Below are 16,026 nucleotides of genomic sequence, written 5' to 3'. Positions count from 1 at the left end.
GTTTCCGGCAACCGACTACAGCGATCATCGGAAAACCCTTGTTGGACTCCGATGTGATTTGGAAACACAGGTCTACACTATGTGAATTCGTCGATGATGCCACGCGCTTCGAGACGGGCGCGCCGGAGGATGCGAGATTTGGCCAACATGATCGCATTGGGGGAAAGTGCTAGATCGACCGCTACCTTCGCTAACGGCTCGTTGTTCAAGGCATACCGCTGAAACGCTAGCCATGTCTTCGCTTCAAACTCATGGCTGATAATCTCCAGGATATGCAGCATCACGAGTCGATCGTGTTCGAGATCCCATTGGCTTGCCGCAACGCTGTTCGGATCGGCGAACTCTTCGATTCGTTGTCCGATGTCAGACGCTTGACCTAATGCTTGCGGACCACGCCTGTGTTCGCGTACAGCCGTGCGCAAACGGTTGACGATCACAATGCGCAGCCACGCGCGAAACGAACCTTTGCGTTGACGCTGAAACACGGGTAGTTCGCGCATTAACACCAGCGAGACATCCTGCGCGATGTCGTCGGCTTGATCTTTCAGATCAGGATAAGTGGCAACGAGCTTTTGAATCAACGGACGGTACAACGTCAGCAATCGCCGCCAATCCGAATCCTCGCCGCCGCGTGCAAGCCGTTCCAGCAAACTAACAGATGTCGTGTTGGTCATAGGAGCATGGTTTATCTTTGTGATGGCAAAAATCGCGTCGATGAAATACGAAAGTCGCTATGACATTCACTGGCTTAATGAGATGCGACATCGAGCCCTCGCCGCTGCAATCCGCAACTCCTCACTATATCGTGCCACATACCGGCCAGTAAAGCACGAACTGCGGCGATAGCTTAATCCTCTATTAGCCCTTCGTTTTGTTTGTTGACAAACTTGCGTGACGAGTACGTTTAAAAAATGCTATGATGAGTTACCGATCGCTTGCTGCGGTTTCATCATCCTTCGTACTGCTCCTATGCGTGCGGCCCCTTCCTCCGCTACTCAACCGGCGATCCTGGGCGAATGTAGGTTGCGTCACTTCGTTCTGAATCGCTGGACCAGTGTCGAACACACTCGGATCGAGATGGGAATGGGTTTGGAACACTCTCGGTGACTTGCGTAAATCGATCGGCCTCGTCTCGGCTTGGCCGCGTTCGATGGCCTCGCCGAGCGAGTACCCCTGCTATCTTTTATATGCTGCATCGTTTGTCTATCCCCACGGGCGTTTCTAACGGATCAGATGCGATAGCTGCCGTGCTTCGCAGTGTTCATGCAGCGAACCGTGCCCGCCTGAGACAGAATCTTGTGCAAGCCTGAGTGCAAGAGAATCGGACTCGCAACGCACCTCTAGCGACGGTGGGGCAGCCAACCGACCAACTGCCGCTGCCTTCTGTTCCATTTGAACGTGGCTGTAAACGTTCATTGTCAGATTTACATCGGAATGCCGGGCAAGCGACTGAGCGATCTTTGGATTAGTGGCCGAAAGTGCCAGGTTCGTTACGAACGTATGGCGATTGCTATGGAAGTCTGCAAAGGCTCCGTCGGCATCTTGGTAGGTCAGGAAATTGGAGTCGGATCGACGCTCCTTTTCTTGGTCGGTTTCGCCTTCATCGACCCAGCGTGCACGCGCTACGGCCAGGTCTCGTTTCATCATCTTGGCGGTTTTTCGCGGGTAGCCTGCAGGCGTCGACAGGGTGAACAGGCAAGCCCCTTTGGCGATTTCCTTCTGGCTACGCCAGGACACGAACCGTTTGGCGACTTCTTCGTGCAGCGGAACGCAATCGCGCTTCCTGCGTTTGCTGTTGCGAGCGTGGATCGAAACCACTGGCGGTGTCCCGTCCAAATCAAAACTTGCATCTGTCAGTGAACTGAGTTCTTTGCGGCGGTAGCCTGTCCATGCGGCAAGGATGTAGAGCATCGCGCGATCGGCCCCGCTGAGCCCTTCGACGACGTTCCCGGTTTCGGCAGCTCGCACAAGACGCGTAAACTCGTCGGCACTCAAACCGTCGCGGGAGGAACCTGCCCGTGGCTAACTTCTACCACGAAGCCGAAGCGAAGTTTCGGCGACTGTTGCGGACCGGTAAGCCGATTGCGTTTGAAGATGCTATTTGCGACGTGAATACGCCCGAGGGTTTCGACCGCCGGGCGCTGGGGGCGATCCCTGCCCAGATGCATCGCGCCGGTGAGATTGTGAAAGCAGGCTTCCGCCAAAGCGATTCCGCAAAGCATCACTGCGGAATCAAGCAGCTTTGGCGGTTGGCCGTCCCATCGGCTGCTGGGGAGGGTGGACAATGATTGACGCCCAAACGTTAACCCCCGCCGAGCTGAATCAACTGGGGCTTGTGATCGCCGAGCGATTGGCAAAGCAACCTCTGTTGGTCGATTCGGTCGACCTGGCACCGCTGTTGAGTGTCAGCGTCGAGACCGTAAAGCGGTACACAGCCAAGGGGCAGATACCATGCGTGCGGATCGGCCGCCGTGTGCTGTATCAGCCCGAAGCGGTCATTGATGCATTGGCTCAGGCATGCAGCAATGAAAGAGGGGACGCCGATGAATGAACATCAACGCCCCCCAAGGTCTGGCGACCTGCATTCTAACATCAATTGCGATCCGGCGGGTTACATCGCCGCCGGGTTATCGATCATTCCGTTGAGGTTGGACGGATCCAAAGCCCCGGCAATCAAGAGCTGGTTGCCCTATCGCCAGCGGTTCGCCAACCCCGAAGAACTGCGGGCATGGTTCGCCCAACCCGCTGGCATCGGTTTGGTATGCGGCCTGCAATCGGGCGGACTGGAAGTGTTCGATTTTGACCACGAAGCCGACGCGACTTTTACCGCTTGGCTGGAACGCTTGCCAGCGTCAACGCGTGGCCGGTTGTGCGTTTGCGAAACCGGCGGTTATGGCTTCCATGTTGTCTATCGATGCCGGGAGGTTTGCGGAAACTGCAAGCTGGCGATGACCGATGGGAAACCGGCGAAGGTCTTAATCGAAACGCGCGGGGAGGGTGGCTATATCGTCGCTGTCGGTTCACCGGCTGAGGTCCATCCGTCCGGCAACCTGTATGCCCAAGTGTTAGGTGAGCTGCTGCCCAGCGTGCCCACATTTAGCCCCGATGAACGCAAGGCGATGTTTATTGCTGCTGCCGCTTTGGATCGCCGCGCTGATCCGTTGGCTGAGTACCGCCGCCGGGCTGATCGTCGAGACACGAGCCCCACGACGGTGGACACGTCCACGCCCTGGGGCGACTTCGACGCGCGGGCTGATTGGTTGGACATCTTGCAACCAGCGGGCTGGAACACAACCGACGGAATCACCTGGACACGACCGGGCAAGAGTTTCGGGACGTCGGCAAAGATCGTCAACGCTGAAAATGGCGTCCAGGTGTTAACCGTGTTTTCATCGTCCGCCGAGCACCTTGCCGCTGAGGGCGTTGGACATCGGACGTGGGGACCGTTTGCAGCGTATGCGGCAATCAATCACGGAGGGGACCGCCGAGCGGCTGCCCGAGCTATCAGAGCGATGGGATACGGGGGAGCCTCAAAATGAGTAACGATGCAATCGAAGTGCAAAAGCTACCGCCGCATGTAGACGCTGCGGAAGCCGAACCGCAACCCACTTGGAAACCGAGGTTATTGCGTATGTCGGATGTTGAATCGAAACCGATCAATTGGTTATGGCAAGATCGTATCGCGGCCGGTCGCATCTCATTGCTGGTCGGTCAAGCTGGCCTGGGTAAGAGTTACCTAACGACGGACATGGCCGCACGCATAACGACGGGTACAACGTGGCGTGATGGTAACCCCTGCGATCGTGGTAGCGTACTGCTACTGACCGCCGAGGATGACCCCGCCGATACGATACGACCACGGCTAGACGCCCATGGGGCGGACGTGTCCCGCGTCCACGTGCTGACCGGTGCCTATCGACCATCGGACGCTGCCGATACATCCGACGCGATGATAGGGCTTGGCGACGTCGCCTTGATTGAGGATGCGTTGCGGGAGATTCCTGACTGTCGGTTGATCGTGGTGGATCCAATCGGATCATTTATGGGCGGTCGGACCGATGCTCACCGAGACAATGAAGTACGTTCCGTGCTGGCACCAATCGGCAAGATGGCAGAAAAATATGGGCCTGCCGTCCTCTGTATCGCCCACCGCCGCAAGGCCACCGCCACGGCTGCCGATGACATGGTGTTAGGCTCTCGAGCCTTCACGGGTCTGGCTCGCAACGTGTGGCATCTGTACGCAGCCAAAGACGATGAAGACCTACGCCTATTGCTACCTGGCAAAAGTAACCTTGCCCGTCGTGCCAGCGGTCTGGCGTATCGCATCGCTGGCGACCCCGGTGCAATCTGCTGGGAGGATGCCCCGGTAGACATGAGTGCCGATGAAGCACTGGCCCAAGAGAATGCCACGACCCGAGACGGCAAACACTCCGCCGCCGATGAAGCTGAAAGCTGGCTGCAAGATACGTTGGCCGCTGGTTCGCGACTTGCAAAAGAGGTCAAAGACCTAGCCCGTCGTGATGGCATCGCTGAGCGAACGCTTGACCGAGCGGCTGGCAATCTAGGCGTCATTCGGGGACCGGATGGATTCGGTCAACCGTGGTCATGGCGATTGCCGGACGCTTCACAGTCTCGCCAAGATTCGTCCAGTATCCCCCAGTCTCGCCAAGGTGAATTTATTGGCGAGACTGACGAGACTGTGGCGAGACCGGACACGGACCACGCAAACAATGGACGGCAGAGGGTGACGATATGAACATCGACGCATTGCTAGACAACCTTGCCGAGCTGGGGGCGGTGTTGTCGATCCGTGGTAACGATCTGGACATCGACGCACCGGCCGGGGTGCTGACCGATAGGGACATTGAAGCGTTGCGTGCTGCAAAGCCCGAGCTGTTGCGGTTGCAACGGATCGCCGAGGGCTTGCCGCCGAGCGAAGCCGCTGCCGAGTGCCTGGAATGGATAGCCATAGATCCAGCTGAATGGAAAAGCGATCGCCGCACGGTCTAAACCGTGCCCAATCCAGCTTGCTCGTTCCTGACATCCAGCAATCCGAAAAAATATACTCACCCAGTATGTTCTGGAAAGTCGCCTAAGTCTGGTTGCAAGGCACGTTCAGTCGAGGCCGGTTACCCGAAGTTTCGGATTGGAACGACTCACTACTTGTGGCGTTAAAACCAAACCACAATGCAAGGATGCGGTAACATGATGCCGAAACTCACTTTCCCCACTCAGGAGACCCAAATGAATAATTCGAGTAACGACGCAACGTTTTCGCCATTATCCGAGGAAGGTGACGGCGAACGTGTGAGGACAGCAATTTCTAGCACTGGACTTAAAGCAGGTTTCCACGAAGCAAGGCTCGACAATCACCCAGTTGGCTATGCGGTGGTCGTCGAAGATATGAAATCCAAACATCAAGTCGTGGCGACGGCCTCTGTGCTGGTGGAAATTATCAACGAAGCAAACGGGGACATCAGTAGATTCCTTGACCTATGCAGGGAACGGAAACTGGAAGTCATATTGCCACCCGATACAGAATAAAACTTGAACGACTGAGCGCAATCGCTGATACATTTAGAACACGCCACGGCTAGGCTGATCCCCGAAAACCGGTCCCCCATGACCGGCCCGCCGTGGCGCTTTCATTCATCATGGGACAACTGTTGGGAGTTGGAATCAATGGCTTCTTTGCATGAACAGCGCGGCGATCGGCCCGGCTGGAAGATTCGGTTTCGTGACTGCAACGACCGGCCGCGCGTGCTGTGGCTGGGTAAGTGCTCCAAGCGATCGGCTAACGATACGTTTCGCCATGTTGAAGAACTGATCCGCGCCACGCAATTAAGCGCCGGTGCTGATCCCAAGACCGTGGCTTGGGTGAATGCGTTGGAGGACCCGCGATTGTCCAAGCGATTGTTTACGCTGGGGCTGGTCGACGATGAGAACGGCAACACGTCCCCGAAAACGGTTCTCGCGTTCATGCGTGCCTACATCGAGAGCCGCACCGATTGGAAGAAACCCGAGAACTATCAACGGTCTGTTGATCTGCTGGAAGAATACATCGGCGACGATCGACCGCTTCGGCTGCTGTCGCTTGGCGATTGTCAGCGTTGGCACCGATGGATGATGGACACGACCAAAAACGGCGACAAGCCAAACGGCAAAGCGTTGTCCCCTAACACCGCCGGGCAACACGTCAAACGTTGTCGCCAGATGATGCGGCAAGCGATGAACGATCGTCTGATCGAACGGAACCCGCTGGATGGCATCAAGGTTGATCTGAGAAGCGACACAAGCAAGAACCGCTTCATCGATGCGGCAATGGCTGCGGCGCTGCTGGAAGCTTGCCCCGATCAACAATGGCGGACTCTGTACGCCCTTGGCCGCTGGGGCGGCCTGCGTTGTCCTTCCGAAGTGCTACGGCTGCGATGGTCGGACATCCAGTGGGACCGAGGCCGGTTCAAGGTGACGGCTCCCAAGACGGAGCGATACGGCAAGGGGGAACGAATCGTGCCTCTGTGGCCTGAGTTGGCCGCCGAATTGAACACGTTGTTTGCAATAGCTGGACCTGGATTGAATTGCCCTGCTGATGCCTACGTGATCACCCGCTATCGATCGGCTGAATGCAACCTGCGGACCACGTTTCACAAGATCATGGATATTGCGGGCGTCGCGCGGTTCCCGAAGCCCTTCATGGCATTGAGAGCAAGCCGCCGGACGGAATTGGAACGATCGGGCCGCCATGCAAACCACGTCCTGAACGACTGGTTCGGGCACTCGGGGGCGGTTGCTGAAACGCACTACCTGCAAACGACCGAAGCCGACTTTGCCGAAGCGGTGAAAACACCGGAAGAACCCGGCACAAATGAAGCGAATCGACCCCCGCGCCGTGGTAACGCCGGTGGTAACAACTCTGCCGGGTCAGGAAGTGTCCCGAGGGGGCACGATGGCAAAAAGCCAATAAAAAACCCACCCGAGACGTTTCAAGACACGTCAGGAGTGGGCATTTATACACCCCAGTGGATTCGAACCACTAACCTTCGGTTCCGTAGACCGATGCTCTATCCAATTGAGCTAGGGGTGCGCTGCTGCGGTGAAGCATAGCTTTTTCGGTTTCCGCTGGCAAGCCATCCTCCCGATTCTATCGCCCAATTCTGCTTTTCTTGCAGCGCTCGTTGCCGCAATGACCGCCGTTGACGCTGCAATCGGCCGCTCCCAAACGCAGCTGCCCTGCTGGCCTGCAATTTGTTGAGACGTTGCCGCCGGTGGTGGTTCGCGGAAATCGAGCTTTTTGCTGTCGGAGCGGTTGGCGCGGCCATTCCGATGGGAGGGGGCTAAAGGCTAGCAAAAGCCTGTATTTTCAGGGGGAATCGGCGTAGATAAGTTCGCGGCGGGAATTGCTTGATTCATCGCTCCTAAACGATTTAAATAGAGCTTCGCTCTTTGCCGTTTTTGAGTTTTTGCGCGGTCCGATTTACGTCTTGCGGGGTTGTTTAAGATTACCCACTGCAGGGATGTGGTGCCGATTGCGATTCCATCGGCGAGAACGCCTCCGCTGCAAAAGCTCTCCCCGCCTCGCTCCCACCAGCCTGCCATGCATGTTCCCACGCTGTCGTTTACCGTTTCTCCTCGCGCGCACTGCATCGGTGTTGCTGCCTGCCTGGTCCTGCTGATGGCAGCGACGGGCTGCGATTCTCCCGCAGCGGCAATGAAGTCCGAACCGAAGCCGGAACCGTTGGAGACGATCGAGGCGGAGTTGATGACGGTGGCACTGCAGCCGTGGCCGACGATCGTCCGCAGCCAGGGGAGTTTGGATGCCGACGAAGAATCGGTCGTGGGAGCGAAGGTCGCCGGCCGCGTGGCCGAGGTGCATGTCGACCTGGGCGATTATGTCAACGTCGGCGATCCGTTGGTGACGCTGGACCAAGCCGAATTTCAACTGAAGGTCGACCAGACCGAAGCTCAATTGGAACAAGCCCGCGCGGCGGTTGGGTTGCGAGCTGGCGTGCCGGTCTCCGAATTGAATCCCGAAAACGCTCCGCCGGTTCGCCAGCAGCGGGCGCTGTGGGAAGAAGCGCAAAGCAGCCTCAAGCGACTCGAGAGCCTGAGAGTTCAGAAGGCTGTCTCCGAAGGGGAATACGAACTCGCCGCGGCCGCCGAACGAGTCGCCGAAGCTCGCTACGCTTCGGCACTGAACGGCGTCTACGAAAAGATCGCCGCGATCGGCAGCTACCAAGCCGAACTGTCGCTCGCTCGCAACCAGTTGACCGACGCGATCATCCGATCACCGCTGGAGGGCTTCATTCACCAGCGGCTGACCGCCCCGGGGTCCTACATCTCGGTAGGCCAGAGTATCGCTGTCGTCGTCCGCACCTCGCCGCTGCGTTTCCGCAGCTCGGTTCCCGAGCGACGCGCTCAGGCACTTTCGTTGGGCCAACAGGTGCGGCTGCAAATCGAATCGGTCCCAGAGCCGCGGACGGCAACGATCACGCGAATCAGCCCGATGCTGGATCAGCAGAGTCGTTCGTTGGTCTTCGAGGCGGAGATCGAAAACGAGGGCCAGGAGCTGCGAGGCGGGCTGTTTGCCGAAGCGGAGATCGTGGTCGACGACGACGCCACCGGCTTGGTCGTCCCGCAATCGGCGATCAACGAATTCGCGGGAGCGGAAAAGACATGGAAGGTTGTCGACGGCGAACTTGTCGAGCAGGAGGTGCTGATCGGAAAACGCCGCGACGGACAGCTGGAAGTTCTGCAGGGGCTGCAATCGGGAGATGTGATCTTGCGCGACGCGTCGCAGGGTCGGATCGCCAAGATCAAGCCTTAACGTAACAAGACGATCCACCGGCGGGCGATGTCTTTCAACGCTCTTCGGAATCCCGCCCGCCGTGTAATTTCTCTGGGGCTAATCCCCCAACTCAAAATAGTCGCTCATAGGGAACGAGAGCTTTGTATTGGCTAGCTGAAGTTTGCGTAAAGCGTCCGGTCTTCGCTTTGATGTTGATCACTGCGTTGGTCGTCGCTGGAGCTGTTGCGTTTCCACAGCTGGGCGTCGACAGGTTCCCGAACCTCGACATGCCGCAGGTCTTTGTCCGCACGACGTATCTCGGCGCGGCGGCAGAGGAGGTGGAATCGGAGGTCAGCAGCGTCATCGAAGACGCGGTGGCGACGGTCGCGGGGATCGACGAACTGCGATCGATCTCGGCCAACGGTCGCTCGTTTGTGATCGTCACCATCGAACTGGATCGCGACATCGATGCGGCGATTCAAGACGTTCGCGATGCGGTGGCGGGAGTCGCCAATCTGTTGCCGCCGGGGATCGATCCACCGATCGTGCAGAAGCGTGATCTCGATTCGTCGCCGATCATGACGCTGGCCGTCTCCGGCCCGCGGTCGGCTCGCGAGCTGTACGTGATGGCCGATCGCTACGTCAAAAACGTGATCGAGTCGTCCAGCGGCGTCGGCGAGGTGAAAATCTCCGGAGCGGCCGACCGGGCGATCCAGGTCGACATCGACGCTCGCCGGCTGGCCGCTCACCGGTTGTCGATCCTGCAGGTTCGCGACGCTTTGGTCCGTCAGAACGCCGAGGTGCCGGGCGGATTGATGAACGAAGGTCAACGCGAACGGTCGCTGCGAACGCTGGGGCGAATCTCCGAATCGCATCGTTTTCCCGATCTGACAGTCGCCACGGTCGGCGACACTGCCGTGCGGTTGAGCGAATTGGGGACGGTGACCGACGGCACCAAAGAGGTCCGCACCTTAGCTCGACTTAACGGCGAACCGGCGGTCCTGTTGGAGATCCAACGCCAGAGCGGCGAGAACACGGTCGCGGTGATCGACGCGATCAAAGAGCAACTGCCGCGCAGCCAGGAACTGCTGCCCGACGACATCCGCGTCGAAGTCATCCAGGATCAATCGCGTTACATCGTCGAAGCGTTACACGAGATCGAACGCCACCTAATCTCCGGTAGTATCTTGGCCTGTTTGACCGTGATGTTGTTCATGCGATCGTGGCGGTCGACGATCATCGCGTCGGTGGCGATCCCGGCATCGATCATCGCGACGTTTGCGTTCATGAAATGGTTCGGCTTCACGCTGAACAACGTCACGATGTTGGCTTTGGTTTTGATGGTGGGCGTGGTGATCGACGATGCGATCGTAGTTCTCGAAAACGTTTTCCACTGCATCGAAGAGAAGGGAATGGCGCCGGCGGAAGCTGCGGTGACGGGAACGAAAGAGATCGGCCTGGCGGTCCTGGCGACGACGATCTCGCTGGTGATCGTCTTCCTTCCGGTCTCCTTCCTGTCGAGCGTTACCGGGCGGTTGCTGTTCGAGTTTGGCGTGACAGCTACCGTGGCGATTCTGATCTCGATGCTTGTCAGTTTCTCGCTGACGCCGATGATGTGCAGCAAGTTGTTGCGTCCGATCGACAAGCCGACCGAAGACGAGTCCGGCAAGTCAAAAAATGGTGCGGCGGTCAAATCGCGCGGCGGCGTCTACTCCTGGATCGAGGGAGCTTATCTGTGGATGCTCGCCCGGGCGCTGCGGTTCCGTTGGCTGGTGTTGGTCGTTGTGGTGCTGGTGATCGCGTCGAACATCCCGCTGAGCCAATGGGTGCGCCGTGACTACATCCCGTTGAACGTCGACGAATCGGAATTTGAGATTCGAGCGGAGGCGAAACCGGGGGCGAGCTTGCTGGCGATGCGGGAGACGATCGATCGCGTGGAGGCGGAACTGGGGAAAATCGATGGGATCGAGACCGTGATGACGACGGTTGGAACCGGCGGCTACGGCGATGTCAATCGAGCGCAGATGTATATCCGACTGCAAGACAGTCGCGAGCGAACGTTTTCTTTCGGGCGATTGTGGGATGGCTTGTTGGCCGGCGATCCGAAAGCTGCGTTCCGTGGAAACTTCACTCAACGCGAAAAGATGGGAGAGATCCGCAAGCGATTGTCTCCGATCAAAGATCTTCGGCTATCGGTCCGCAACCTGACTTCGCTGCGGCAGGGAGCTCCCGTCGACATCGACTTCGCGATCATGGGCGCCGACGCAGAGAAGCTGCTGGAGTTCAGCGACAAGATGAAGGCTAGGGTCAAAGAGATCCCTGGGATCGTCGACGTCTATTCGACGCTCCAGATCAACAACCCAGAACTGCTGGTATCGATCGATCGCCAACGGGCGGCGGCGCTTGGGGTTGAGGTGCGTGAGATCGCCGATACGCTGCGAGTGGCCGTCGGCGGCGACGACCGCGTCTCACGATACTTGGATCAATCAGCTGGCGACGCTTACGATGTCGAACTGCGGCTTGTCGGCCTGGACCGGAACGACATCCAATCGATCTCTCAATTGTATGTGCGGACCAATCCGTTGCTGCCGACCACGTCGGCGAACGATTTAGTCGTCGCGGCGATCGAGACGGGGCTGAGTGGTTCGATGACGCGGATCGATAACGTTGTCGATTTCGAATACAGCCAGGCGGCGTCGCGGATCGATCGCTTGAGTCGCCAGCGGATGGTGTCGGTGCGAGCGAACATCGCCAACGGTTACGCGTTGGCCGACCGGATCGAAGCAATGGAGCAAGTGGCCAATGAAATCGGTCTGCCCGAAGGCTTTAATTACGAGATCCTCGGCGGCGGTCGCGAGCTGGAACGAACGATCACCGACTTCGGTTGGACGTTTGTGTTGTCGTTCATCTTCATGTACATCGTGCTGGCGGCTCAGTACGAGAACATGGTCTACCCGCTGATCATTCTCCTGTCGCTGCCGCTGGCGATCCCGTTTGGTTTGATCAGTCTGTACTGGGGCGGCGAGACGTTGAACCTGTATTCGGCGCTTGGCATCTTGGTGCTGTTTGGCGTGGTCAAGAAGGCGGCGATTTTGCAAGTCGATCACACCAACGCGCTGCGATCGCAAGGGATCGGCCGGCACGATGCGATCATGCAAGCCAACCGCGACCGCTTGCGTCCGATTCTGATGACGACGGTTTCGTTTGTCGCCGGCCTGCTGCCGCTGTTGATCGCAACGGGGCCGGGAGCTGAGGAGCGGCGTTCGATCGCCGTGCTGGCGGCCGGCGGCCAGACGCTGTCGTTGATCCTGACGCTGCTGGCGATCCCCGTGCTGTACACCTTCTTCGACGACCTGGGCAAGCTGCCCGGTTGGTTGATGAAGCCGACCAAAAGCGAACCGGCACGCGTCGACTCCGCCAGCAGCATCGCGTCGTAACATTCCTCTTCGGCGTCGTGGATCTTGTTAAAGCTGTTGATTGCCCACAAGTCGCAACCACGCCGAAGGCGTTGCAGCCATTAGCCGGTGGTTGAGCGTACGCGATACCACCGTTTTGTAGTGAGACGCGACTTTTCGACCGCGAAGGCGGTCGCAGCGCACGAGAATTGGATTCTGTGACCGTCTTCGCAGTCAGCGAGATGGTGGATTGAGGAACCGTGGGTGGCGCTTACGCTTACCTACCGCTAATTGCTTGAATCCCTTCGAGATATTTGAAGGTAATCAACAGCTTTGCCAGGATCCACGATGGGGTGAGGTCGCGTGAGATCAACCGATGATCTCGCGGCGGTTGCTGACGTAATCCCAGATGACGAAGCGGTCGAGGTCTTTGCCGCTGGTAAAGATCACGCGTCCCTTGGTGCTTTCGGCTAATCGATACGCAAACCGGATGTCCTCTTCGCTCTGCGACCAACTGGGGATCAAGAAGATGTTGATCGTAATCCCTTCGCGATGGCAGAGCATCGCTTCGCGCATCGTCGCCTGTTCGGTCTGCGGATCGGGGGGGTAGAGCATGAACAGGTGGTTGTCTTCGAAGTGAGCTGTCGGCAGGCCGTCGGTGATCAATACGATCTGACGGTTGGGCGTGTCGGTCGTCACCAGATTCTGCCGAGCCAATTGCAGCGAGCGTTGGATGTTGGTGAAGTGAGGATGGATCTGCGATTCGCTGATATCCTCGCGACTCATATCCGCCCTCAACCGCACCCAAGGATCGTGGATCGTGACCGGCTTGGGCATCAGTTCGATCAACTCACTGGCGTGCCGCATCTTGGCGAAGGTGTACATCTCGATGAACCGCAAGAAGTCGCCAGGGTATTCGCTGGTGATCAGGCCCTGCAGCGCCAATGCCATCCGTTTGACGTTGATGTATTGCCCGTCGTACCGCATCGAACCACTCATATCCATGATCACGCACGTGGCGCACTTAGGATGGTTCCGCGTCTTGTGGACTTCGATATCCTCGCTGCGCAACTGTAGCGGCCGCGTGTCGCCATGCCGCAACAGGGCGTTGATGACCGTTTGCGGGAGGTCGATGTTGGCAGCACTGTCGCCAAATTCGTAGGGCTTGGTTTGCTGTAATTCGACAGCTCCGTCCCCTTCGACCGCGTCGGGATGCCGGCCGCTGCGAGAGGCTTGCAGGTCGCTGAAGATCCGCGACAGCAGCTTCCCCTGAAACAGCTTGTAGGCCTGCGGTGTCAGCCGGTAGTTGCCGGTTTTGTTATCGCGGTCGAGCCCCTGGCGCTCGGCCTGTTCTCGCATGTAGTTCTCGACCTGCTGGCGGAGTTCTTCGAGTTGATTTAAATCGCCCGGCTCGGCGAACTCCTGTAACAGATCCATATCGATGATTCCGATCTGCGCGGTCTTGGCAGCCTCTTCCAGCTGCCGCAGCAGTTCATCGATCTTCTCCAGCTCTTCCTTGATCTCCAACGCCTTGGGGACCGACATCGGTTCGCGTCCGGTGAACTCGTATTTGCTGACCAGTTCGGCGATCTGCAGCTTGTCGTTCATCCGCTGCATCACGCCCAGCAGCCCGCGAGCAAAAGGAGAATGATCGCTGTCGGCTTGATACCACAACCGCTCCAGATCGTAGGGTTGTTCCTCCGCGATCCCGCGGCGGTACGCCTTTTCAAGATCCTTGGGCGGACGGACTTCGCTGGCACTCTGTTGGTACGCGCGGCGGGCACGCTTTTGAGCGGCCGCGGTTTCGTAGGTCTCCAGGATCTTGCGTTTCCGCTCTTCGAGCATCTGACGCAACATGTCGATGCTCGGGCCAAGGCCGGCGATCTGGCTGGGATCGAGTCGCACCGCGCGGGCCAATTCCTCTTCGGACAAATCGCGATAGTTGCCGAACATCATCGCGTGTTCAAACGCCGACGAGACCAGATCGGGAGGGGGCTGCGTCGGGCTGGGGAATTGCGCCGGATCAAATTTCTGATACGAATGGATGATCCCGCCAGGACGTTTTTTCATAATGATCTTCTTGTTGCTACAGGCCCCGTTACGGCGCAGTTGCTGACTTAAGCAGGTCGCATCGTTTGTTCGTTCATCCGCCATCGGGCCGCCCCGCCCGTAAAAAACGCGGGGCGATTCCCGCGCGGTGAAACGAGAAAACTTTGTGCTTGCTGGCTTAGATTTCGTATTCGATCGATCCGTGTCGCTGGGAGCGACTGATGTGGTCCATGCTGTACAGTCCGGCCAGGACAAATTCGACGCAGCTGGCGCGGACCGGTTCACTGGCGCTGGCGTTGACTTCAAACGCCTTCTCCCAAACCGGAGGGACTCGTTTTAGTCGCTCGGCATAGACCGACGAGGGCAACATGTCACCGACCTCGACGCGAACGCCCTTCTTGAAGATCTCGCCGATCTCGGCGGTGCCATGCTGTTCGACATACTTCTGGAAGACGACCTGAATCGCTTCGGCGACGACGGCGTCCAAGACTTGGCGTTCGCTCATTTGGTGGCTGCCCATCAGATCCAGCTCCAACTTCCCCAGAGCACTGCTGTAGATGTGACCGAGGTCGCTGATCCGCGGCACCGCGGGGGATTCGCCGAGGACGACCGAACGCTGCCGCGCCGAGGCGACCATCGTGCGGAAGTTCGCTAACGAGAACCTCGCCGACACGCCCGATTGATGATCGATGAACTTGCTGCGCCGCGCCTGGTTGGTGATCTCTTCGACCACTTCGTACATGAAATAGGGAACCTGAACGGGGAACGGTCCGCCGAGATCGTCGTTGACTTCCTGCTGCAGGATCGCAATCCCCTGGTCGCGGTCGCTGGGGTAATGCGTTTGGATGATCGACCCGATCCGATCCTTCAATTGTGGAATCACCTTGCCCGAGCGGTTGTAGGTGCTGGGGTTGGCGGAGAAGAGGATCATCACATCGAGATCGAATTTGATCGGATAGCCGCGGATCTGGACATCGCGTTCCTCGAGGATGTTGAACAGACCGACCTGCACGAGATCGTCCAGTTCGGGCAATTCGTTCATCGCAAAGATGCCGCGATGCATCCGCGGGATCAAGCCAAACGCGAGGGCCGCTTCGGCGTTCATACTGACGCCGCTTGTCAGTTTGCCCGGGTCGATCTCACCGATGATGTCGGCGAACTTTGTCCCGGGACTCAACCGTTCGCTGTACCGATCGATGCGATGCCACCAAGCGATCTTGATCTGATCCTCGGGCAGCTCCTTGATCAAACGTTTGCCCAGCGAGGTGATCGGGTCCATCGGATCTTCGTGGACCGGCAATTCGGGATGATCGATGTAAGGAGCCCACTCATCGAGAAAGCGGACCAGCATCCGCATGATGCGGCTCTTCGCTTGCCCCTTTTCGCCCAGGAACAGCATGTCGTGCCCCGCCAGGATCGCCAGATTGATCTCGGGGATGACCGTGTCGTCGTAGCCGACGATGCCGGGGAACAGTTCGTCGCCAGCCTGTAACGCCACCAGGAAGTTATCGCGCAACTCGTGTTTGACGGTCTTCGATTTCCAGCCCGATTGACGCAGTTCACTGAGATTCGAAATGGAGGGGACTTCGCTTGGGGTACTCATGCAGATCGGTGACCTGGGGATTCGATTGAGGCGGAGACGGATGACGCAGGTGGGTACTGGAACATTATACCCGGCCGACTAGGAAGGAAAGCGAGAAGGGGATTCGCCGAGGAGTCTGCCGACTGGAGTCCGCGGTGTTCGAGCCTGTCGACGACCCTCCTCGGAAACCTCGCTAAACGCTTGTTCTCCAACCC

General features: G+C 58.2%; 12 protein-coding genes, 1 tRNA gene and 1 pseudogene. 9 read left to right on the top strand and 5 right to left on the bottom strand.

Annotated elements, in window-relative coordinates; all coding sequences use genetic code 11:
• Positions 1-77: 77 nt before the first annotated feature.
• Entirely contained in the window at positions 78-602 is a 525-nt protein-coding gene (locus tag Poly24_RS26370; RefSeq protein ID WP_231753364.1) for a sigma-70 family RNA polymerase sigma factor, read from the bottom strand.
• 619 nt (positions 603-1,221) lie between these two features.
• Complete coding sequence (locus Poly24_RS26360; RefSeq protein WP_145102450.1) at positions 1,222-1,995, bottom strand: tyrosine-type recombinase/integrase; 774 nt, start codon at positions 1,993-1,995, stop codon at positions 1,222-1,224.
• Positions 1,996-2,018: 23 nt separating this feature from the next.
• Between Poly24_RS26360 and Poly24_RS26355 the strand changes: the two genes are divergently transcribed.
• The 7 genes and pseudogenes from Poly24_RS26355 to Poly24_RS27735 form a co-directional block, all read left to right on the top strand.
• A complete protein-coding gene (locus Poly24_RS26355; RefSeq protein WP_145102449.1) occupies positions 2,019-2,288 on the top strand; it encodes a hypothetical protein in 270 nt (89 codons plus the stop codon).
• Complete coding sequence (locus tag Poly24_RS26350; RefSeq protein WP_145102448.1) at positions 2,285-2,551, top strand: helix-turn-helix domain-containing protein; 267 nt, start codon at positions 2,285-2,287, stop codon at positions 2,549-2,551. Before Poly24_RS26355 ends, Poly24_RS26350 begins: the two co-directional genes overlap by 4 nt.
• Positions 2,544-3,539, top strand: coding sequence for a bifunctional DNA primase/polymerase (locus Poly24_RS26345; RefSeq protein WP_197452185.1), 996 nt, complete (start codon positions 2,544-2,546; stop codon positions 3,537-3,539). The genes Poly24_RS26350 and Poly24_RS26345 overlap by 8 nt, the downstream gene beginning before the upstream one ends.
• Positions 3,536-4,756 (top strand): AAA family ATPase, encoded by a 1,221-nt coding sequence (locus Poly24_RS26340; RefSeq protein ID WP_145102446.1) that lies wholly within the window; start codon positions 3,536-3,538, stop codon positions 4,754-4,756. The genes Poly24_RS26345 and Poly24_RS26340 overlap by 4 nt, the downstream gene beginning before the upstream one ends.
• On the top strand, positions 4,753-5,010 hold the full coding sequence (locus tag Poly24_RS26335) for a TubC N-terminal docking domain-related protein (RefSeq protein ID WP_145102445.1): 258 nt from the start codon (positions 4,753-4,755) through the stop codon (positions 5,008-5,010). Before Poly24_RS26340 ends, Poly24_RS26335 begins: the two co-directional genes overlap by 4 nt.
• A 234-nt stretch (positions 5,011-5,244) precedes the next feature.
• Positions 5,245-5,544 carry a hypothetical protein gene (locus tag Poly24_RS26330; protein ID WP_145102444.1) on the top strand — a complete coding sequence of 100 codons (300 nt, stop codon included), beginning with the start codon at positions 5,245-5,247 and terminating at the stop codon, positions 5,542-5,544.
• Between the two features lie 78 nt (positions 5,545-5,622).
• Positions 5,623-6,201: pseudogene (locus tag Poly24_RS27735) on the top strand (hypothetical protein); the annotation flags it as partial.
• 809 nt (positions 6,202-7,010) lie between these two features.
• Here Poly24_RS27735 and Poly24_RS26320 read toward each other — a convergent pair.
• Positions 7,011-7,084: transfer RNA gene (locus Poly24_RS26320), tRNA-Arg, on the bottom strand.
• 510 nt (positions 7,085-7,594) lie between these two features.
• Here Poly24_RS26320 and Poly24_RS26315 point away from each other — a divergent pair.
• Together Poly24_RS26315 and Poly24_RS26310 are read left to right on the top strand one after the other, a co-directional pair.
• Positions 7,595-8,824, top strand: coding sequence for an efflux RND transporter periplasmic adaptor subunit (locus tag Poly24_RS26315; RefSeq protein ID WP_145102443.1), 1,230 nt, complete (start codon positions 7,595-7,597; stop codon positions 8,822-8,824).
• Positions 8,825-8,946: 122 nt separating this feature from the next.
• The gene (locus tag Poly24_RS26310) at positions 8,947-12,222 is read left to right on the top strand and encodes an efflux RND transporter permease subunit (RefSeq protein ID WP_145102442.1); all 3,276 of its coding nucleotides are present in this window, start codon (positions 8,947-8,949) and stop codon (positions 12,220-12,222) included.
• A gap of 327 nt (positions 12,223-12,549) precedes the next feature.
• Here Poly24_RS26310 and Poly24_RS26305 read toward each other — a convergent pair whose 3' ends face one another.
• Positions 12,550-14,250: a vWA domain-containing protein gene (locus Poly24_RS26305; RefSeq protein WP_145102441.1), complete on the bottom strand. Its 1,701-nt coding sequence runs from the start codon at positions 14,248-14,250 to the stop codon at positions 12,550-12,552.
• A 157-nt stretch (positions 14,251-14,407) separates the two neighbouring features.
• The gene (locus Poly24_RS26300) at positions 14,408-15,832 is read right to left on the bottom strand and encodes a magnesium chelatase (protein WP_145102440.1); all 1,425 of its coding nucleotides are present in this window, start codon (positions 15,830-15,832) and stop codon (positions 14,408-14,410) included.
• Positions 15,833-16,026: the final 194 nt, after the last annotated feature.

It is taken from the genome of Rosistilla carotiformis (genome assembly GCF_007753095.1).
Taxonomy (GTDB): Bacteria; Planctomycetota; Planctomycetia; order Pirellulales; family Pirellulaceae; genus Rosistilla; species Rosistilla carotiformis.
This window is presented reverse-complemented; position numbering and strand designations above follow the sequence as displayed.